Source organism: Corallococcus sp. AS-1-6, assembly GCF_020037015.1.
In the GTDB taxonomy this organism is placed as follows: Bacteria; Myxococcota; Myxococcia; order Myxococcales; family Myxococcaceae; genus Corallococcus.
In genome coordinates this window covers 52,495-73,132 of sequence record NZ_JAIQDE010000015.1, presented here as the reverse complement: position 1 = coordinate 73,132, position 20,638 = coordinate 52,495, and the positions used below count along the sequence as shown (strand labels likewise).

Here is a 20,638-nt window from a genome sequence, read left to right as displayed (position 1 = left end):
AGGGCAGACGCTCCTGTCCGCCTCCCACGGGTTCTTTCGCCTGTCCAACGCGGCGAGGAGTTCGCCATCGGAGTCAGGGCGACACCCTGACCATCAATGTTCGAGCCCCGTGCCGCGGAGGTCGTCTCGAAGACGCCAGGTGCTTATGACAGAGCGCAGCTCAAAACAGTCAGGCGCGGCTGCTGCCTGCGATCAAAGCTGAAGACTTCGCGCTCCTCGCGAGCATATAGAACATGCCGCTGCGTATCGCTCCGGTTCTGTCCCTCATAAACCCAGCTTCGACGGATCGTCACCGTAGCGGTTTGATCAGAACCATTCACCAGATAGAACCAAGCATACTGGCTGTTGCCCCGATCTTCGACGGACAGGGTCCGCCCGCAGTTTGCATTTGACTGGAAGGTGATCGGCTCTTGATTCGTGTTCGGCGCAGTGTCGACTTCAAACTTCTCACCACCGCTAGGATACTCGCGTTCCGCAGTCATTTGCCCCTCCCAAGTCCAACCACATGAGCGCTTGGTTCACGCTCGATTATCAAGCTTGCCCGGTCAGTTTGCCGCTACTTGGGTGTGGCCTTCACGACCGCCGAGCGTGGCGGTGTGAAGGCCGAGGGTCGACGGCGTGATGCCCTTGGACGGACGACCTAGCAGTCCCAGTTGGGTTCGGAGAAGGCGGACGTCTTGCCCCAACTGGACCACGAGCCGCAGTAGCAGCCCCGGATCCCAATCAGGGTCGTGTGGGCAGCGTCACTGTAGTAATTGATCGCGTCGTGTGAACCGCTGCAGTCGGGAATCGGGGACTTCTGCGTGCCCAACTGGGGTTCCTCGTCCTGCTCCACGGCCCCACCACAGCCCACCATCAGCGCCGTCGCCAACAGCCCACAGACAATGCTCGCTCGCATGCGTCCTCCGTCGGGGTGACGCTCAAATCCTAACACATTCTGTCTTGGCTTGGAATGACGACGCCGTGGCCTGAATCTCTCTCAAAGCAGCACGGGTGTAGTTTTCTCCGCGGGCTACATGCGGGCCCGCCAGGCGTTGAAGGCGGCGGAGTGCGCCAGCGTGCGCGCGAAGGGCAGGCCGTGCGCGTGCAGCCATTGACGTGTCGCGTCCCGCAGCCCGGCCTGATCCAGCAGCTCCCCCACGGTGTGCCGTGACAGGTCCTCCAGGACGGCGTGGAGCTCGGCCTTCAACCCCTCGCGGACCTCGGGGCGCGCGAGGTTGTGCGCGGTCACCTGGGGCACCAGGCCGTCGAGGTGCTCGTGGGGCACCCGGCCCAGCGCCTGCGCGGCCTCGGCCTCCGTCTTCTCCAGGGTGGACAGAAAGAGCTTCTGGCGCCGTGCTCCCAGGGCCCGCGCGGTCTCCTCGCTGGCGAGCCGCTCGGCGATCCGCCGCTGCACCAGGGCCATGGAGCCGTCGATGACCTCGCGCACGCGGTCCTGCAAGCCTCCGCCCAGGCCTCCCAGGAGTCCCTTGCCCGCCGAGGCCGCCGCCCGCGCGCCCCAGCTCAGCGCATCCCGCAGCCCGCCGCCGCCCACCCCCGGAGCCCCCGCGATGACCTTGCTCACCAGGGACGACAGGGTCTCCTGGAGCGTGGTTCGCACGGTCTCCCGCACCTGCTCGGACGCCACCAGCTCGTCGATGGCCTTGCGAGGCAGGCGCACCGGCTGGCCCAGGAGCTCCGTCAGCGACGCGGTGGCCTCGGCGGGGAGCCACGCGCCCAGCTTGATGCGGCTCTTCGCCGCTCGCGCGAGCAGCCGCGTGCGCACGGGGACCACCAGCCGCGCGTGCCAGCCCGTCACCCGCTCGGGCGTCAGGGCGAGGTCGACCGCCGCGAGCACCCGGTCGGGGTCCACCCAATCCGAGACGCGGGACGCACAGAGCGCGTCGAAGGCCAGGTCCAGCAGTTCCAGGAGCGAGGAGTCGTCGAGTTCGGACATCGGAAGCGTTCCTACTACGGACCGGAGCCGGATGGTCGGGGACGACGGCCTCCCCGCACGCCCCGTGTACAGAGGGAGTCATCCCTGCCCCGCATTTGATGCGGGTTGATCGCCTCCGCTATAAGCCCCGCGCCGCGCGGCTCGCGTTGAAACAACACGCTCTCTTCTGGCAACTGCCCGCCGGAGGAAACGATGCGCGGCGTCATCCCTAGCCAGCCCAGCACGTCCTCCTCGCTCGTGTTCGTGCTGAAGTACGGCAACCATTTCAACACCGACAGCTCGGTGTTTTCATCGAACGGCGAGAACTGGGTCCGCGGCCAGCTCTATTGCTCCCCGCCGTATACCTGCGCCGGTGGCTACGGCTACGTCCGCTGGGCGGGCCTCTGCTAGTCATTGATTGAGCAAGCACCGGAGCCGTATCGGGCGCGGGATGCCCCCGGGCGCGCTGGCGCGCGGCGGAGGAATGGGGCGAGAATGCGCGACCGTCTTCCTCCGGTGCGCGGAGTTCTCATCCGCGCCCGGAACACACGCGTCGTCCTCAGGGGGTGGTCATGCGCGTTCATGTTTTCACGGTGATTCTTCGTCCACAGGTGCTGCGAGCCACGCTCTCGGCGGGGCTCCTCGGCGTGGCCGCCTGCAAGGGCTCGACGGGCTCCGAGGGCCTCCAGGGCCCGGCGGGTCCCCAGGGCCCGCAGGGGCCTCAAGGTCCGCAGGGGCCCGCGGGCCCAGCGGGAGGTCCCCCCGGTCCCCAGGGGCTGACGGCCCTGCTGCTCACCACGCCGGAGGCGCCGGGCACCCACTGCGCCTCCGGCGGTGTCCGGATGGAGACGGGCCTCGACGCGAACGCCAACGGCAAGCTGGATGCCGACGAGGTGAACGGCCAGACCACGAAGTATCTCTGCAATGGTTCGCAGGGTCCCCAGGGCGACACCGGCGCGGTGGGCGCTGCGGGCCCCCAGGGCATCCAGGGCGACACGGGTGACGTGGGCCCGCAAGGGCCTCAGGGCCCCAAGGGCGACACCGGCGCGCAGGGGCCCCAGGGCGAGTCGGGGGCGCTCGCGCTCTATGGCGACGGCTCCGCGGGAGACTTCACCGTCCAGTCCTCCGGTCCACCGCGCTACTTCCAGGCAGGGAACTGGCCCCAGGCCGGCGCGAACATGATGTTCCGGAACCTGACCATCAACGGAACGCTCATCGTTTCGAGCGGGACGATGCTCCGCGCCAGCGGCGACATCGTCATCAACCCGAGCGCGCTCATCTACGTCAACCCCGACTTCAGCATCCAGACCCTGAACCCGTCGCAGAAGGGCATCGCGATGTCCGCCTCCTTCAACTCCGTGGGAGGAAAGGGATTGGACCTGGGGCGCACGGCGCTGGTCTCCCGCGCCGACGTGATTGGCGGCGGCAGCGGGTACCGCAACACGTTGAACTCCGACGTCATCGGCGGTGACGGCGGCGGGCGGCTCATCCTCGCCGCCAAGGGCAACATCATCATCCGCGGCACCATCGACGTGAACGGCCGCCAGGGCATCAACAACAGCATCCCCACCGTCAACCGGCCCAACGGCTCGCCCACCCCCGCGGCGGGCGGCGGTGGAGGGGGTGGTGGCGTCGTCAGCCTCATCTCCCGCGGCACCATCACCTTGGAGGGCAACGGGCAGATCCAGGCCAACGGAGGCAACGGGGCCCCGGGGTGGAATGGCTCGACTCCTGCGACGGGGCAGATGTACGGCGGCGGGGGTGGCGGCGGTGGCGGCATCATCCAGCTCCTCACCGCGAACCCGACGTCCATCGCGAACCCCGCCAACCTTCAGGTGAGTGGCGGCGCCGCGGGCAATTCCATCGTGGCGGGCACGGCGACCTCGCTGGCGCAGGCCGGAGGAGGCGGTGGCGCCTGCGCGGGTGACGGCGGCGAGGGCACGAAGTCGGCGGCGGCCGGTGATGCCGCCAAGGCAGGCACCGCGGGAGACGTCATCACCACCATCGCGCCACAGCCGGAGCTGCTCTTCTACTGAAGAGGCCCGCCGGGTGTGCGAGCCATGGATGGGACCTCCGCCTCCCGTGGGCGCGGGGGCATGACAGTCCAGCGCGTCTGGGATAGGGTGCCAGGGCGAGCTGTCGGGCCGGCGAACCGCGAGGAAGCCATGAGCGATTTCCCCCCGAAGCCCGAGGTGTCGTCCCCTTCCCTGCCGCTGGAGTCCGCCCCGCCGCAGCGCCGCCGGGGACGGGTGCTGCTGGCCGCCACCGCCGCGAGCGCGGCCTTCACGATGGTCGCGTGCGGGTCGCTCATGACGACCAATCCCGCGCCGTGCGTCTACGACGGTGGCCTTGCCGACGATGACTGCGACCCGTCCAATGGCACGAACGATTCCATCCGGGACGCGGGCGCCGACGCGGGGACGGACGCGGGCCTTCTCCAGGAACCCTGAAGGAGGCGTGCGGTATGGCCACCGAGGCACTCTTTGAGCTGGACCTGACGGACGGCCCCGCGCTGACGCTGCACGAGCGGGCGTCGGGCCATGTGGCGGAGCGCTATCCGTGGGACGCGCTGGAGCCATCGCGCTACCCGGCGGCGCTGCTGGAGCGGGCGCGGTACTCGTGGACGCTGCGGGCACTCAACGAGTTCGGCAGCGCGACGGTGATGGGACAACTGGTCCAGGTGATGGGCGAGGCGCGCGTGCCCCTGGACCTGTGGAGCCTGGCGGCGCGCTTCCCCTCGGAGGAGATCCACCACGTGGAGCTCTGCGCGAGGATGGCGATGCGGCTGGGGGGCGGCACCCGGCTGTCCTATTCCCCCGGGGCGTTCGCCGTGGCGTTCGACCCTTCGCTCACCTACCTCCAGCGCGCCAGCGAGCTCATCGTGCGGGTGTGCTGCGTGGGAGAGACGCTCTCCTTCGCGCTGCTGTCCGGCTGCCTCCGCGCGACGTCCCACCCGCTGACGCGCGCGGTGCTCACGACGCTGGTCCAGGAGGAGGCCCTGCACGGACGGCTGGGCTTCCTGTACCTGGACTGGCTCGCCCCGGACCTGGACGCCGCGGAGAAGGACCGGCTGGGGCGCGTGGCGCGCGAGGCCCTGGATGCGCAGGCCCCGCTCTGGGAGAAGCTTCGCAGCACCACGAAGGACGGCGTCACCAGCGAGGGCTTCCTGCTGGAGCACGTGACGGAGCTGGGCTGGATGGAGTCCCGGGACTACGTCACGGTGAGCCAGGAGACGGCGGAGACGCAGGTGCGCGCGCCGCTTTCGCGGCACGGCATCCACGTCCCCTGAAGCGCAGCGGGGTGACGCTCAGGCGCGCCTGCATGCCTGCTGCATGGGGGGCGGCGGGCTACCTAGATTGCATGGTCATCTACGAGGACCCGCATGCCTTCGGGAGCCTTGAAAGGCGCCATGGAAACCCTCTCCCTCGTACTCAAGATCCTCTCCGCGCTTTCCCTCCTCATCGGGCTCGCTCAATTGCTCGCGGGCTTTCTGGGCGTCAGGTTGTTCGCCATCCCTCCGAATCTCCTGATGCGGATCGGCGCAGGCCTGTTGGCGCTCGCCGTCATGCTCGGGGTCGCGGATTACTGGACGGGAAGAACCGGCCCGAAGAAGCCCACCGGAGAGGACAGAGACAGCCCCATCGTCCCCATCAATAACAATGTGGGGCCAGTCGTGGTCGGGGCGAAGGGGGACGTCAACATCAACCAAGCCATCGACAAGCTGGAAATCCGCCCTGGCGACAGCCCGGCGGAGCAGGCACGCAAACGCGCCCAGGCCAGGCGCATCGTGGCGGAGGAAATCCTGGTCAATCTCCGTCACATGGATGCGCGCCTGACCTTGCTGGACTCCATCATGGAGCCCGATACGGTGGGGACGCAGCTCGACGACATCCGGCGCAAGCTCGCGCCTGGACTGCAACACAACATGAGCGAGGGCTACGACAAGTTGATCGCCGAGCAGAAGACCGCCTCCCTCCAACAGGCATTCAACAGTGAACCGCTACGCACGGAGCAGGGAGAAGCCATGGTGCGGCTGATGCAGGAGACCGAGGCCGACCCTGCTCCAGTGAGGCGATTCAATGATGCACTCGATCAGGTCCGGTACGCCTCGGAGGTGGTGATCGACGCCCTGCGCGCCCCCTCTGTCACGCCATCGGTGTCCTCCGAGGCCCTGCGACAGAAGACCAAGGAGCTTCAGGCCGAACAGTTGTCCCTGGCGGTACAGGGTCTGAACAACCAATCCCGCATTGCCTACCTCTACGGCCTCATGGCGCTCAACACGCTGGAGCAAGACCCATCCGCAATCGCATCCGATCTGGCCGCGCTCTCACGGCTGGAGCCGCACCACCTCATCAGCCAAAGCGAAGCTGCTGCGTCGGTCGCCAAACTGCTGACGCAGGAGGAGACTCGCGTGGAGCGCAAAGCGGCACTGACGGCCCGGGACAAGGATATCCTCTCGGGTGCGCTTGGCGCCTACGCCGAAATCGACAAGCAATTGATCATCAAACCAGGGGATCCATGGAACATGGTGATTGCCAAGGCCATCACCCTGCGTCAGTTCGACCGGATCGGCGAGGCTGTGGCCGCGTTTGCCCGCTACGGTGAAATGTTCAAGGCCCAGGATCCCGGCGCAGAGCACTACGCCCACATCGCTCAAAAATTCACCGTGGCCATGAAGAGCCTGGGCGTCAAGGGCGGCGTATACGTCCATGCGATCAAGGAGGGCGGGCCACTTGCCCAAGCGGGACTTGCGGTTGGCGACATCGTTATTGAGTACGCCGATAAGGCCACTCCAGACATGGTGGAGATGACCCAGGCGCTGGCGGACACGTCCTTCGGGCACGAGGTGAACATCGTTTATCTTCGCCTCGACCCCCGCGCAGGATTCGTGCGCCGTGAGGCCGAGATCAAGCACGGGGACCTGGCTGCGGAGCTCATGCCAATCTGAACGGCGGATGTTGCCGCGCACGCGTCCAGCCGCCGACACGGCGGCACCCACATGAAATGAAAGCAGCGTCGCCCTCCACATGCCCGGCGAGGCATGGCCTTGACGACTCGGAGCTTGTCTTGGCGCGCGGTCCCCCCAGGTTCGAACTGGAACCCGTGGAGGGACATCATGAGTTACAACATTCCAAGATTGGGCTGGCTGCCGGATCCGCTCGATCCTCGCGACCTGACTGTGCGGGCACCAGAGGTAAGGCGCTCACTGTCCGCGGTCATGCCCCGGCTGACACCCAGAGGCGCCGTGAGGGGGGCGATAGGCGCTCCGTCGGTGGGCCCGTTGCGGGTGGACCTGCGCCCGTGGTGCTCGGCGGTGGAGAACCAGGGAAACATTGGCTCCTGCACGGCGAACGCGGTGGTGGGCCTCTATGAGTACTTCCAGCGCCGGATGACGGGCGAGAACGTGGAGGCTTCGCGCTTCTTCCTCTACCGGGCGACCCGGCGGCTCCTGGGGTGGGATGGCCGGGGCGACACAGGGGCCTTCATCCGCAGCACGATTCGCGCGCTGCGCCTCTTTGGCGTGCCACCGGAGGAATACTGGCCCTACAACGAGAGCGACTTCGACCGCGAGCCCCAGGCCTTCCAGTACGCCTTCGCCCAGAACTTCCGGGCCATCCAATACTTCCGGCTGGAGGAGAGGATCGGCCAGTTGAAGAGCGCGCTGGATGCCGGGCTGCCGTTCGCCTTCGGTTTCACCTGCTTCAGCTCGATGTTCACACCAGACGTGGATGCGAGCGGGATCATCCCCTACCCGTCACCCCAGGAGGACCAAAAGGGAGGACACGCCGTCCTCGCCGTGGGCTACAGCGACTCCCACCTGCTCTTCAAGAACAGTTGGGGAGACAAGTGGGGAATGGGCGGCTACGGCTTCCTTCCGTGGACCTACTTCGACCGGGATCGCCCCCTGGCGACGGACTGCTGGGCCCTGCTGGATGCCGCCATCATCCCTCCGGAGGAAGCCGCACCGGAGGACTTCGAAGAGGAGACGCCGGGCAAGCAGAGGGTGCGCCGGAGCCGGACGAAATGGACGCCGCCGCTCATCCAGGTGGTTCGCGGGAGTGACCCACTCGCCGAGGTCCCCCTCCGTATCACGCCATTGGGCGTGGAGGCGGCGCATGACGGGGTGCGGATGGGGCTTCGCTCGACTCGCGGTGATGTCTCGGTGCGGCTGCGCCGCGCGAGCATTACCCCGTCCTTCGACTTCACGCGGCTGAGGCAGGCATCAGACGAGCTCTACCTGGTCGGGCTTGCCTGGGACCTTTCGTCCCGGCCTCCAGCGCTCATCTCCTCGGCCGCGGAGCCGCTGAAGGGCGTCTTCCACCAGGACGGAGCGGGCAGGGAAATCCGCTTCGGGGAACGCGGCATCCAGGTCTGGAAGGGAGCGCCTGTGATTGGCGCGCTCTACATGAGCCTCCTGCTCGTGGAGATCAGCAAGGGGGCGGAGGCCTTCACCCAGGCGCTGCACGGCGTGGAGGACATCGTGAAGAAGAGCCGCCTTGGGACCACCCTGGCCGGACTGGAATCGGAGGCCGAGTCCCTCGTTCGGACGGAGGAAGCCGCGCGCCTGTTGCTGGGCGAAGTGACAACGGCGCTCGGAGAGCAGGGGCACGTCATTCCCTGCTTCAAAGGAGTCTTTGGAGCGGACTCGTTCCTCCAAAGCCAGACGGATGTCTATGACCAGCTCGGCATGGTCATCGAGCTGGAGCGGGCCCTCCGGGAGGAGGCCCGAAGCACCCCGAAGCCACGGCTCACGGCACTCCAGCAGATGCAGATGGCGCTCGCCGAGGAGCGCCAGCGCGGAAGCAGAGGCGTCACCGAGCCGCCGCAGGAGGACGTGCTTCCCACGAAGACACAGGCGGTGGAGCCCCCGAAGCGGCCTCATGGCCCCCGCGCCTGACAGAGGGGCTTGCGCCGCTCACCCGGGAGAATCCTCCAGGGCTCCGTGAGGCCGCCACGTCCCTCGAGGCGCAGTTCGCGGGGTGCGAGGCGCACAACAGCCCCCGGGGAAACGCCCCGGGGGCGAACGCGACGACTACGGGCTGAGGGAGAAGCTCCCTCCCCAGGCGCCGTAGGAGTACGTGGTGATGCCGTTGCGCGTGGTGCCCGTGTAGCTGGACTGCCCCGGCTGGATGGTGACGGACACGTTCCCACCCGACGCCGGAATCACTCCCGCGTGCACCGCGGCCGCGCAGGCGTTCGAGTCATCGGTGTAGAGGTCCGTCCCCCACACCGTGCCGCCGCTCACCGGACCGCAACCGCACCGGACGCTCGTCCCGTTCTGGCCGCGGTAGGACACGAAGTTGTAGCTGGAGCAGGCGCTCAGCGGGGGCGTCAGGCCGCTGACCGAGAAGCTCCCGCCCCAGGCGCCGTAGGAGTACGTGGTGACGCCGTTGCGCGTGGTGCCCGCGTAGCTGGACTGCCCCGGCTGGATGGTGATCACCACCGTCCCTCCCGCCGTGGAGATGGCGCCGGCATGCACCGCGGCCACGCAGACGTTCGAGTCGTCGGTGTAGAGGTCCGTCCCCCACACGGAGCCCCCGCCCACCGCGCCGCAGCCGCAGCGGATCTGCGTCCCGTTCTGCCCTCGGTAGGAGACGACGTTGTAGTCCGAGCAGCTCGCGACCCCGCCGACCGTGGAATAGAGGGCCGCCAGCGCGGTGACGTCGGAGCTGGTCCACTCGCCCGTCTCGGTCGACCGGAAGCACGAGTTCATGATGGAGCCACCCACGGTGGCCGTGGTGGGCGTCCCGGGGATGTGGATGGCCCCCACGCCCGCATCGCCCTCGTCACCACCGGCGCCGCAACTGATGCTGCGGTTGTAGTAGTCCGAGTGACGGAAGCCGATGGCGTGGCCCAGCTCGTGGGTGATGACGTGCTCGTTCACGTCCGCGCTGTAGCTGTCCAGACCCGTGCCGATATAGAAGACCCCATAAGGCATCCCGTTCGACGGGAAGCCCGCCTGTCCGCCGGTCCCGGACGTGGTCTCCGCGGAGATGTTCGCCGTACAGCCGGTGGTCGGGCCGCGAGCGAAGGTGAGCCGCAGCCCCTGCTCGTTGTAGTTGGCGATGGCCAGGTCCAGGCCCTGGCTCAGGTTGGAATAGCTGTTGAACGCGGCGGTGGGGTTGACGCAGATCTTCGTCACGCCCGTGCCCACCTGGTTCGTCGTGCGGTACTGCTCGGCGCTCCCGTCCAGGGACTGGAGCATCTCGCGGGACGCCTCGAGCGTCACGTGAGCGTCGCGGCCCACGTACACGGCTCCGTCGAAGACCTGGATGTCATTGGCCGGAAAGCCGGCCTTGGTCAGGTTGGAGATGATCTCCTGGTTCTCCACCTCCGGGTCGCCTCCGCAACCGGCGAGGGAGGCACCGACCAGCAACGCCATGGAAAGTCTACGCATGCGGACCTCTGTTCGAGGAAAGGACAACGCGCGACCGCGCGTCCCCATCCACGCATGCGTCAAACCCACCTCAATCACTGGAAAACGAGGAATAGTTAAACAGCAAACATTCCATGACTGAAGTGGAGCAGGCCGCTCACGGGGCCTCCGGAGGAGGCGTGGGCGTGCGGGTGAGCGTGTTCACGTCCAGCACACGGGCCTGGTGATCCACCCGCGCGCCGAGAATGTACGTGGGCTCCGAGGGCGCCTCCGACGAGCCCGAGTAGGCCGTCAGGAACAGCCCGCCGCCGTAGGCCACGTCCGGCAGGGCCTCGCGGTCGTAGTCGCTGCTGGAGATGGCGAACACGCCCGGAGCCATCACGGTGCCGTCCTCGTGGACGCGCACTCCCCGGACGCGGCTCACGCCGTCGAAGTCGCTCTGCCAGACGACGAGGGACTTCGAGTTGTGGTGGGCCACGGCCGGGAAGAGCTGGTCCCCTGTTCCGGTGGCGATGGGGATGCCCCGCGGATCATCCACGCGCCCGTTGGCCCGGACGCGCGCTCCGTAGATGTCCCGGTCCGCGCCGCGGCCGTCGGACCAGACGACGAGGAAGCGCCGCCCCGTCCAGACGACGTCCGGAGAGCGCTGCGCGCCTGGCGCCACGGCGATGGGCAGGCCGCCGGGATCCACCACCGTGCCATCCGGCTTCACCCGGGCACCGTAGATGTCGGGCGTCTCCTCGCCGCCGCGCGAGTCGGTCCAGGCGATGAAGAAGTCCGTCCCATTCCAGGCCACCGTCGACTCGTCCATGAGCCGGGCGCCGGGGGCGATCCCGTGGACGATTTCGGGGAGCACCACGCCGTCCGTCGTCACCCGCCGGGCGTTGATCTCCGAGCCCGTATCGCTGTTCACCGTGAAGGTGACGAGGCAGAGCTTCGAGGAGCACGCGATGCCAACGGGAGCAGCGACCCGATAGGACGTGATGACGTTGAAGACAGGCCCCACCACCGTGCCATCCGTCCTCACGCGCACGCCGTCAATGGCATCCTGCGTCTTCCAGACGACAATGAATTGCTCGCCGTCATAGGCGATGGAAGGGGTGCCTCCAGGTCCGGTGCCGATGTTGATGCGGAAACCCGCCGGGGTGACGAGCGTGCCATTCTTCCTCACGAGCGTGCCGTAGACGCCGCCCTCCCGCACGTCTTGCCACACCACGAGGAACCGGCCCCAGCCGTAGGCCACGGCCGGCTCCGACGTCGCCAGGGGCATCGGGTCCACGGAGGGCACGGGAACCTTGGACATCGCTGCCACGTCCTCGTCCGTGGCGTCCTCGACTGGAGCCCCGGACTCAGGCACGGGGCCGCAGGCGGTCAGCACCGCTCCCAACAAGAGCACTCCACGGAGCGTCGTGAAGGCATTGCGTCTTTCCATGGGTGCCCCCCCTGATTCCGGAACGCGGGCAATGTCGTGCTCGCGCGAGCGGAGCCACATCGCCCATCAGGAGGGAACGGCGGCTCGCCCGCACAGTCGGCCTTCTCCGCGGGGCAATGCAGTGTGGAGTGGCCTCTCAACGCAGCCAGCGCGCGGACGCGCAGGGGCATAGACTCACCGCCCATGATCAAGCTCCACCAGTTCCACCCCTCCGGGAATTGCTACAAGGTCCGCCTCCTGCTGCATCAGCTCGCGATTCCGTTCGAGACGCGGGAGGTGGACCTCTCCGCGGGAGAGACGCGCACGCCGGAGTTCAAGGCGATGAACCCCATCGCCCGGACCCCCACCGTGGAGCTGGAGCCCGGGGTCTTCCTCGCCGAGTCCAACGCCATCCTCTGGTACTTCGGCGAAGGCACGCCCTTCATCCCCACCGACCGGCTGGAGCGGGCGCGGATGCTCCAGTGGATGTTCTTCGAGCAGTACAGTCACGAGCCCTACATCGCCGTGGCGCGGGCGTGGCTCACCTTCTTCGGCGTCCCCTCCGGCAAGGAGAAGGAGCTGGAGGAGCGCATCCAGAAGGGCTACGCCGCGCTCGACGTCATGGAGGGCGAGCTGCGCAAGCGGCCCTTCTTCGCGGGCGAGCGGTACAGCCTCGCGGACATCGCGCTGTACGCGTACACGCACGTGGCGGAGGAGGGCCGGTTCGACCTGGGCCGCTACCCCGCCATCCGCGAATGGTTCGAGCGGGTGCGGGCCCAGCCCCGCCACCTGCGCATCACCGACGTCCCCGGCGTGCCGTAGTCATCGCCGCGGCGACGCCGTCACCGGGAGAGGGACTCCAGGACGTGGATGGCCTCGAAGAGGACCGCGCGGAACTCGTGGTCCGCGTCCTCCTCGTCGAGGGCCTCGCGGTGCCCCTGCAGCAGCGGGAGCAATGAGACGTCCTCCAGCGCCTGGGCCGCCTCCACGTCCAGCGTGGTGACCCCGGGCCCCTCCAGCACGCGCCGCAGCGGTTCGACGACGCGCGCGTCCTTGCGCAGGGCCAGGCCCAGGAGGGCCTCCCCCCGAATCTTGACGTGGGTCTCGGAGAGCCGGTCCACCAGCGCCTCGCGCAGCTCCGGCGTGTCCACCTCCCTCGCCTGGGAGCCGAGCGTGAACGTGGCCCACTCGCGCACGACCTCGTCCGCGTCGCGGGAGAGGTGGATCAACGCCTGGAGCGCCTGGGCGTCCCGGTGGCTCGCCAGCCCCATGACGACGCCGAAGCGGACGTGGGCATCCGGGTGCTCCTTCAAGGGCAGGAGCGCGGGCACCGAGCGGGGGTCACCCAGGTGGCCCAGGGCGGCGGCCATCGCCTCCAGCACGGCGGCGTCCTGCTCCTTCGCGAGCGCCGGCAGGAGCACGTCCGTGAAGCGGGCCACGAGCTCCGGCGAGCGGTGCCGGAAGTCGAGCTGCGCCAGGACGTTCGCGCCGCGTCCCCGCTCCTTCGGGGACGAGGACTGGAGCCAGGCTGCGGCGCGCTGGAAGACCTCTTCCCCACCCCGGTGGTGGAGCTGCCAGATGGCCCGCCACGCGCCCTCGTCCTCCTCGCCGCCCTGGAGCGTGCGGGCGAACAGTTCTTCGGTGGAGAGGCCGGCTTCGGACGGGGAATCCATGCCGGGCAGCCTAGCGCCGGATGCCTGTGCCCTCCCAGGCACCTGCCCCTGCCCTGCCTGGGTTCCGTAGCGGACCGGACGCGTCAGCGCTCCAACGTGAGCGTGAGGGGGTCGTACAGGCGGATGAAGCCCTCCACCGGTTCCACGTGGCTGCCGAAGCCGCCGCCCACCACCACGTGACGCGCGGGGAAGGAATAGACGACGCTGCTGACCCAGGCCCCATTGCCGTACGGAGACTCGATGTACGTGATGGACCCGGGAGCCAGCTTCGTCCTGTCACCCATATCGGCGAACCAGCCCCGGCCGTAGGTGTTCGTGCCGGGGAGCAGCTCGTGCCCGCCAAGGAGCAGCCTGGGGACGGTGTTGAAATTGGGAGGAGCAGCGTACGTGTCGACCACGCCCGGCCCCTTCTCGGGTCGAGTCTGTGACTCCCACAGCACGTCGCCGTCGGAGTCACTCCACGAGGCCACGACGCCTCCAGGGGGCGAGTAGTTGCTGAAGACGAAGAGCATCTCACCCGAGGGGGTGAAGGACACGCCGCCCGGGGAGGCTGGCTTCGTCCACAGCGCAACCCCAGCGGGGGTGAGCTTCTGGGTGAAGTTCTTCTCGAACACCAGTTCCTGTGGCGTGGCGCCCCGCTTGTAAACGCCGCCCACCACATAGACATGGCTCCCGTCACCCATGACCCCCAGGCCCGAGGGATAGTTGATCGGGCCTTCATTGATGACGGTGCTCCACAGCTCGACGCCCTCGCGTGACAGCGCGATGAGCTTCATCACCACAGCGGTGTTCTCGTTCCCCTGGGTCAGCAGCACGTAGGTGTTACCGAGGGTGTCCGCCGTCATGAACTCACCGCTCCGGATCCCCTGGGCGCTGTACGTCCACCGCGGCCGCCCCTCGCTGTCGTACTGGGTCACCGTACCGTCGTAGCGCAGCAGCGAGATGGCCCCGTCGCTGGTGACGACCAGCCTTGCCGTGCCGGGCACGGTCAATGACCAGCGCTCCTGCCCGGCGCCGTCCAACGACGTCACGCCCATGCTGTCCAGCACGACGATATTGCCGTAGGGCAGCGGCGCGATCGCCATGGGGGGACGGCTGCGCCGCACCTCCCATTGATAGAGGGGCAACCACGCATTCAGGGCGACGACCTTCGACGCATCCATGCGGAGCAGGCAGCCGCTGCGCGGCGCGCTGGCGCAGGCCGCGCTCCACGTCGGGAACCCTTCTGGATTGACATACAGGGTCAGCTCCGCCGTGCGCACCGCGTGCCTGCACGGCTGGGTACACGTGAAGGAGTCATCCCCCGCCACGATGCGGGTGCCCGGCGGCAGGGACGTCACGTCCACCCACGCGAAGGCGGTGCCCTGGAGCTCCGTCCGCTCCGCCGAGGGCGCCCCCGCGACCTTGAGGCTGGCGGAGTGCGTGCCGCCCAGGCGCGGCGCGTACCGCACGCGAACCTCACACTCCATCCCCGCGGCCAGGTACTTCTCACAGGTGTTGGAGGTGATGGCGAAGGCGTCGGAGCCCTCGACGGAAACCCCCACCGACGCCACGTCGTGAGGCGAAGCGTTGCGCACCGTGAAGAGCTGCTCGGCCGTGGCCTCCCCCACCTCCAGGTCCCCGAAGTCGAACGACTTCCGGTCGATGATGAGGGCGGGCTCGTCGGAGCACGCGCCGAAGAGGATGGGTGCGCCGAGGAGCAGCACCAGGGTCAAAGACTTTCGGAACATGGGAGCGGGCTTCTAGCCAAGTCCCAGGCACCATGACAAGCCATGGCCTGAACTCCCGGCCTGGCACGACCGCGACGCGGCGCCTGTCATGGATGGCTAAAGCCGCTCCCGGGGAACCGGTGACCGGGTACGCTTGTCCAAGGCGCGCCTGTTTCCCGAAATGGAGCTCACACCGCATGAAGCAGAACCTGAAGCAGTGGCTGTCCGTCCTGTGCGTGGGAATGTCAGGCTTCTCCGCGACCGCCCTGGCGGACGTGGGGACGCCAGTGGACTGCGGCACGGTAGAGTGCGAAGCCATCCGCGAGATGCGCTCGCTCTTCGCGGCGGAGTCGGATTACTTCGGAGTGAATGATGTCTTCACCCTGAACCTCGCCAGCGCCGGCTTCGCCCCCGCGGCGTGCCCGAACGGCAGCCGCGCTCCCGTGCCGGGCGCGGGCTGGGTGTCCGGGTGCAACTTCTCCTACAAGGTCACGGGCATCACGCCGAATCCCACTCCGGGCTTCACCGCGGTGGCGCAGGGCGTGGCGGGGACGGCGTCCGCGGGCATCACCCTCCAGATTGGCACCCACCCCGTCTCCGGCCGCCTCTTCTGGCTGGAGCGACAGGGGGTGCGCCGCTACGTGGACTCCGCGGAGTGCCTGCCGCCGCAGTCCTTCACCTGCGAGGCCCAACTGCGCGAGGCCCGACGCAACCTGACCGCCATCCACGTGTCCGAGCAGTCGTACTTCGCGGAGAAGGATCAGTACTCCACCCACCTGCCGGTGATCGGCTTCGTGCCGGAGGGGTGCTCGGATGGCACCCGCGCGGCCGTCCCGGATGCGTCCTGGGTGGGCGGCTGCCGGTTCATCTACAGGGTCACGCTGAACGGAACGACGGGCTTCACCGCCACGGCGAAGGCCGTGACCGGCGCCACGGAGGGCTCCGTCCTGACCGTCAACGAGTCGGGGCAGACGGTCATCACTCCGTCGTATCCGGCGTCGTGCCAGTAGGCGGGCTCCCCGCCTGATGTCTCCAGACATCAGGCCCCTGACTCCAGTCACCAGGGCCGCGGCCTTCGCCTGACGCAACCCCCTGGAACCAGGAGGGGCGCGTGCCCACCGGGGCGGTGAAACGGTGGGCACGCGGGGTGCAGTAGGGGTGGTCCGTCGCCGCACTCCACTCCCGAGGCCCTCCCATGAAGCTGCGCTCCTCTTCGTTCTCCAAGCCCTCTTCGTCGTTCGGCTCCAGCGCCCCCACGTCCCGCCCGCGCAGCGACAGCCTGCCCGCGAAGCCGGAGACCGCGAAGCCGAAGCCCATCGCCTCGCCCGCGGAGCTGCAGGCGGGCAAGAACAACCTCAAGCCCACCGACTACGGCGTGGTGGACCCCAAGCTCCAGGGCATCCGGACCCGGCGTGACAGCGGCCAGTCCGGCGCGCAGTTCGCGGACTTCACGCAGGACGTGCGCACGTCCACCAACCGCCTCACGAGCAAGCCCGTGGGCAACCAGATGCTGAACGACATCAACGGCCGCACCCAGGCCGTGAACCCCGGCGCCACGGGCACGCTGCGCCAGCCGCTGACGGCGATGGACATCTACTCGGGCCGCAACTCGGCGATGCCCAACTCGCATGTGCCGCGCAATGACGGCACCCTGTCGTCCACCCGCCCGGCGTACCGCTACGACGGCCAGCCCGGCGCCGGCACGGCCAGCGACGTGAAGTACGACGAGACGGCCTCCGGCCCGCGCTTCAACAGCCTGGGCCACGAGTCGGTCCACGCCTGGCGCGCGTCCAACGGCCTCCAGGTGAGCCCCCTGGCCGCCAGCAAGCACAGCGACGCGGACGTCTTCAAGCAGTACCCGTCGCACTCGGCCAACATGAAGGACACCGTCGACAACCGCCTCCGCCTCACGGAGGAGTTCGAGACCGTTGGCCTGCGCCCCACGCCGCACACGCGGAACAACTGGGCCCCGTCCGAGAACGCCATCCGCGCCGAGCACGGCCTGCCCGCCCGCCAGGACTACTCGGGCCTGAAGCCCGACGGGAAGAACAGCAACGACGTGGCCTTCCAGAACTACGACCAGGGCACCGACGCCCGGAACTTCTTCCAGAAGCTGTCCGGCCAGCCGTCGCCCTTCCAGAAGATCGTCGGCGACCTGGAGAAGTGAGACACCGGGGCCTTGGGCTCCGGTGCACCGAAGGGCTCACCGCCCCGTTGAAGGAGGCGGTGAGCCCTGTTTCACGTCACGGGCGGTACAGCTCCACCGTGGCGTTCTGCGCGCTGGGGCTGAGGTAGCCACCCGCGACCAGGATGTCTCCCGTGGCCAGCGCGGTGGTCGCCTGGTTGTAGCGCGGGGTGGACAGCAGGCCCGTCGGCGTCCAGGTGCCGGTGGCCGGGTCGTACAGCTCCGTGACCCGCGTCAGCGCCATGCCGTCGTAGCCGCCCAGGGCCAGCACCTTGCCGGAGGACAGCAGGTGCAGCGCGTGGCCGTCTCGCGGGGTGCCCATGGCTCCCGTGACGCTCCAGGTGTTCGTCACCGGGTCGTACCGCTCCGCCGTCGCCGTGTAGTCCGCCCCGTCGTGACCGCCGGAGACGAGCACCGCGCCCGTGGGCAGCGACACCACCGCGTGGAAGGCGCGCGGGGACGCCAGGGCTCCCGCGGCGCTCCAGGTGTTCGTCGCCGGGTCGTACAGCTCCGCCGTGGCCATGGGGACGGGGTAGCCCAGCACCGGATCCACGTCCTGGCCTCCCACCACCAGCACCTTGCCGTTGGCGAGCAGCGTGGCCGTGTGGCCGAAGCGCGCGTTCGCGAGCGCCCCCGTGGACGTCCAGAGGTCCGTGGCCGGGTCGTACAGCTCCGCGGAGGCGAAGACATTGATGCCGTCGTGCCCGCCCACCACCAGCACCTTTCCGTCGGGCAACCGCGTCGCGGTGTGCAGGAGGCGCGGCGCGGACATGGCGCTCGTGCCAGCCCACGTCCTGGCCGTGGCGTCGTAGATGAGCGAGGAGGCCAGCACCACGTCCGTGGACGCCATGCCGCCGGTGACCATCACCCGGTTGCCGTCCAGCGACACGGCGGTGTGGCTGAAGCGGGCCACCGGCATCGCGGGGGTCGGGCTCCAGGTGTCGGCCGTTGGGTCGTACTCCTCCGCCGTCGCCAGCGCGCTCGAGGAGTCACGGATGCCTCCCGCGACCAGCACCTTGCCGGAGCCCAGGCGCGTCGCCGTGTGCGAATAGCGCGCCGTGGTGAGGGGCTGCACGGTCCGCCAGGCGCCCAGGGGCAGCAGCTCCGCCGAGTCCAGGACGCGCGCGGCGCTCGCTCCGCCGATGATCAGCGGCTGGCCGCTCGCCAGCGTCACCGCGGTGAAGAGCGACCGCCGCGTGCCCAGCTTCCCCGCGGCGCTCCACGTGTTCGTGGCGGGGTCGTACAGCTCCGCGCTGTCCAGCACGGCGCCGAAGGTGGTCGGGGCGTAGCCGCCCACCACGAGGACGCGGCCATCGGGGAGCAACAGCGCGCGGTGCTGGACCCGAGGCTCGGCCAGCGTGCCCGCGGGGCTCAGGGTGCCCGTCACCGGGTTCCACAGCATCGGCGCCACCACTCCGGAGGCCGAGGTGCCTCCGGTCAGCAGCACCGTGGCCGAGCGCAGCGCCACGCCCTCCGAGCCCCAGACGGGGACGGTGCCCGCGGCGGACGAGGTGCCCGTGGCAGGGTCGTACAGCTCGGCCTGGGTCTCCTGGTTGTTGTCCGGCCGGGTGCCGCCCCACACCGCGACCCGGCCCGAGGGCAGCAGCAGCGCCTGGTGGCCGCGCCGGACCTTCTGGAGGCCGCCCAGGACCGTGCGCGTCCCGGTGAGCGGATCCACCCGCTCCACGGTGTTCACCGTGACGCCCGCCAGCGTCTGGCCGCCCGTCACCAGCAGGTGGCCGGACGGCAGCGCCGTCACCGTGGCCTCCGTGCGCCCCACGACCGGGTCGGGCACGGCGGTCCACGTCCCCACGGCGGGGTCGTACAGCTCCGCCGTGTGCAGGGCCTCCTCGTTGGCGCCGCCCACCGCCAGCACCTTGCCCGTGGACAGGAGCACCAGCGTGGGCTTCGAGCGGCGCGTCGCCATGGCGCCCGTGAGCTCCCAGGTGCCCGTGGCCGGGTCGTACAGCTCCGCGGACGCGAGGTGATCCTCATTCGACAGGCCGCCCGCGACCAGAACCTTCCCGGAGGGCAGCACCACGGCCGAAGCCTGCGCGCGCGAACGGCGCAGGGGGTGCGCGCCGTAGACCCAGTCCCGCACCGCCGGCCCGAAGCTGCTGGCGGGCGTGAACAGCTCGCACGCCGCGAGCGCGCCGTTGCGATAGCCGCCCGCCACCAGCACGCGCCCGTCCAACAGGAGGACCGCCGCCGCTCCCGAGCGCTGCATCGACGTGCCGGCCGCGCTGGGCCCCATCGTCCAGGACCACGCCTCCGCGTGGGCGGTCACCGTGTAATCGAAGTTGTGGTGGCCGCTCGCCACCAGCACCTGGCCGCCCGGCAGCGGCACGGCGATGCCCTCGCTGCGCAGCGCGAGCGGGTTGCCCCAGCGCCACGTCCCCGTCGCCGGGTCGAAGACGTCCACGCTGTCCGCGGGGATCTGCGTCTCCTCCCCCCACTCGTTCCAGCCCCAGACCCAGCCGCCGAACACCATCACCCGGCCGTTGGACAGCGCCACGGCGCTGTGGCCGTAGCGCCCCTGGAGCAGGCCCGGCGCGGCCGTCCAGGTGCCCGTCGAGGGGTGGTAGCGCTGGGCGTCGTCGCGGATCAGCCCGTCGCCGTCCGTGCCGCCCACCACCAGCACGCTGCCGTCCGGCAGCTTCGTGGTGCTGTGGGCGTAGCGTCCTCCCGGCAGGCTCGCGACCTGGGTCCAGGCGATGTCGCTGGGGGCGGTGGGGTTGAACTCCTCCACCGTCTCGTCGGGCGAGTAGGCCCACTCCCCGCCCACCACCAGCACACGGCCGTTGTCCAGGAGCGTGACGGTGAAGGAGTCGCGCCCGTGCGACAGGGTGCCCGCGAAGGACCAGGTGCCCGTGGCCGGGTTGTAGAGCTCCGTGTCGGTGTCACCGCCTCCCCAGTGCCCCAGCGGCCACCAGACGCCGCCCAGGGCCAGCACCCGGCCGTCCTGGAGCGCCACCAGCTTGTGCCCCGCGCGCATGCGCAGCATGGCGCCCGTGGCCGTCCAGGTGCCCGTGGCCGGGTCGTACAGCTCCGCCGAGGCCGTGCACGTGGTCGCCCCGCAGCCGCCGCTGGCGAGCACCCTGCCATCCGGCAGCCGCGCCATCGCCAGGCCCGTGCGCGCCATGCTCATGCTGGCCGTGGTGCTCCACTGGTGCGCCGTGGACGGAGGGGCCGAGACCAGCGGTTGCTCCGCTCGCGAGAGCTCCCCTGCCCCGCCGAGCGCCTCGCGCGACAGGCGGCCCGCGTGGGAGGGCAACCTGGGACGGGAGGCGCTGGCCGGGGCGGAGTCACATCCCCACGCCAGACATATCAACACGGCCAGGGCCAGGCCGCGCCCCGCGCTCACATTG

Annotated in this window: 17 protein-coding genes; 9 read left to right on the top strand and 8 right to left on the bottom strand. The window is 69.3% G+C overall.

Annotated elements, in window-relative coordinates:
- Positions 1–143: 143 nt before the first annotated feature.
- The 3 genes from K8612_RS21410 to K8612_RS21400 form a co-directional block, all read right to left on the bottom strand.
- Positions 144–482 (bottom strand): hypothetical protein, encoded by a 339-nt coding sequence (locus K8612_RS21410; protein ID WP_223763650.1) that lies wholly within the window; start codon positions 480–482, stop codon positions 144–146.
- Positions 483–640: 158 nt separating this feature from the next.
- On the bottom strand, positions 641–898 hold the full coding sequence (locus K8612_RS21405; protein WP_223743551.1) for a hypothetical protein: 258 nt from the start codon (positions 896–898) through the stop codon (positions 641–643).
- Positions 899–1,012: 114 nt separating this feature from the next.
- A complete protein-coding gene (locus K8612_RS21400) occupies positions 1,013–1,936 on the bottom strand; it encodes a hypothetical protein (protein WP_223763649.1) in 924 nt (307 codons plus the stop codon).
- A 192-nt stretch (positions 1,937–2,128) separates the two neighbouring features.
- Here K8612_RS21400 and K8612_RS21395 point away from each other — a divergent pair, with 192 nt between their 5' ends.
- From K8612_RS21395 to K8612_RS21370, 6 genes are all read left to right on the top strand, one after another.
- On the top strand, positions 2,129–2,326 hold the full coding sequence (locus K8612_RS21395; protein ID WP_223743549.1) for a hypothetical protein: 198 nt from the start codon (positions 2,129–2,131) through the stop codon (positions 2,324–2,326).
- Between the two features lie 161 nt (positions 2,327–2,487).
- Positions 2,488–3,951 (top strand): collagen-like protein, encoded by a 1,464-nt coding sequence (locus K8612_RS21390; protein ID WP_223763648.1) that lies wholly within the window; start codon positions 2,488–2,490, stop codon positions 3,949–3,951.
- A 129-nt stretch (positions 3,952–4,080) separates the two neighbouring features.
- Positions 4,081–4,365 carry a hypothetical protein gene (locus K8612_RS21385; RefSeq protein ID WP_223763647.1) on the top strand — a complete coding sequence of 95 codons (285 nt, stop codon included), beginning with the start codon at positions 4,081–4,083 and terminating at the stop codon, positions 4,363–4,365.
- A gap of 14 nt (positions 4,366–4,379) precedes the next feature.
- Positions 4,380–5,204: a diiron oxygenase gene (locus K8612_RS21380; RefSeq protein ID WP_223743546.1), complete on the top strand. Its 825-nt coding sequence runs from the start codon at positions 4,380–4,382 to the stop codon at positions 5,202–5,204.
- A gap of 120 nt (positions 5,205–5,324) precedes the next feature.
- Positions 5,325–6,863 carry a PDZ domain-containing protein gene (locus K8612_RS21375; RefSeq protein WP_223763646.1) on the top strand — a complete coding sequence of 513 codons (1,539 nt, stop codon included), beginning with the start codon at positions 5,325–5,327 and terminating at the stop codon, positions 6,861–6,863.
- A 324-nt stretch (positions 6,864–7,187) separates the two neighbouring features.
- On the top strand, positions 7,188–8,813 hold the full coding sequence (locus K8612_RS21370) for a C1 family peptidase (RefSeq protein WP_223763645.1): 1,626 nt from the start codon (positions 7,188–7,190) through the stop codon (positions 8,811–8,813).
- Positions 8,814–8,948: 135 nt separating this feature from the next.
- Here the strand turns inward: K8612_RS21370 and K8612_RS39315 are convergent, their stop codons facing one another.
- Together K8612_RS39315 and K8612_RS21355 are read right to left on the bottom strand one after the other, a co-directional pair.
- On the bottom strand, positions 8,949–10,313 hold the full coding sequence (locus K8612_RS39315) for a M57 family metalloprotease (RefSeq protein ID WP_306799696.1): 1,365 nt from the start codon (positions 10,311–10,313) through the stop codon (positions 8,949–8,951).
- Positions 10,314–10,449: 136 nt separating this feature from the next.
- Positions 10,450–11,724 (bottom strand): hypothetical protein, encoded by a 1,275-nt coding sequence (locus tag K8612_RS21355; protein WP_223763644.1) that lies wholly within the window; start codon positions 11,722–11,724, stop codon positions 10,450–10,452.
- A 183-nt stretch (positions 11,725–11,907) separates the two neighbouring features.
- On the opposite strand from K8612_RS21355, the gene K8612_RS21350 reads away from it, so the two are divergent.
- Positions 11,908–12,525 carry a glutathione S-transferase family protein gene (locus K8612_RS21350; protein WP_223763643.1) on the top strand — a complete coding sequence of 206 codons (618 nt, stop codon included), beginning with the start codon at positions 11,908–11,910 and terminating at the stop codon, positions 12,523–12,525.
- Between the two features lie 20 nt (positions 12,526–12,545).
- On the opposite strand, the gene K8612_RS21345 is transcribed toward K8612_RS21350, so the two are convergent.
- Positions 12,546–13,376 carry a HEAT repeat domain-containing protein gene (locus K8612_RS21345; RefSeq protein ID WP_223763642.1) on the bottom strand — a complete coding sequence of 277 codons (831 nt, stop codon included), beginning with the start codon at positions 13,374–13,376 and terminating at the stop codon, positions 12,546–12,548.
- Between the two features lie 83 nt (positions 13,377–13,459).
- Positions 13,460–15,106: a choice-of-anchor D domain-containing protein gene (locus K8612_RS21340; protein ID WP_223763641.1), complete on the bottom strand. Its 1,647-nt coding sequence runs from the start codon at positions 15,104–15,106 to the stop codon at positions 13,460–13,462.
- Positions 15,107–15,282: 176 nt separating this feature from the next.
- Here K8612_RS21340 and K8612_RS21335 point away from each other — a divergent pair, with 176 nt between their 5' ends.
- Together K8612_RS21335 and K8612_RS21330 are read left to right on the top strand one after the other, a co-directional pair.
- A complete protein-coding gene (locus K8612_RS21335; protein ID WP_223763640.1) occupies positions 15,283–16,095 on the top strand; it encodes a hypothetical protein in 813 nt (270 codons plus the stop codon).
- Positions 16,096–16,280: 185 nt separating this feature from the next.
- Complete coding sequence (locus tag K8612_RS21330; protein WP_223743540.1) at positions 16,281–17,252, top strand: M91 family zinc metallopeptidase; 972 nt, start codon at positions 16,281–16,283, stop codon at positions 17,250–17,252.
- Positions 17,253–17,328: 76 nt separating this feature from the next.
- Here K8612_RS21330 and K8612_RS21325 read toward each other — a convergent pair whose 3' ends face one another.
- The gene (locus K8612_RS21325; RefSeq protein WP_223763639.1) at positions 17,329–20,418 is read right to left on the bottom strand and encodes a kelch repeat-containing protein; all 3,090 of its coding nucleotides are present in this window, start codon (positions 20,416–20,418) and stop codon (positions 17,329–17,331) included.
- Positions 20,419–20,638: the final 220 nt, after the last annotated feature.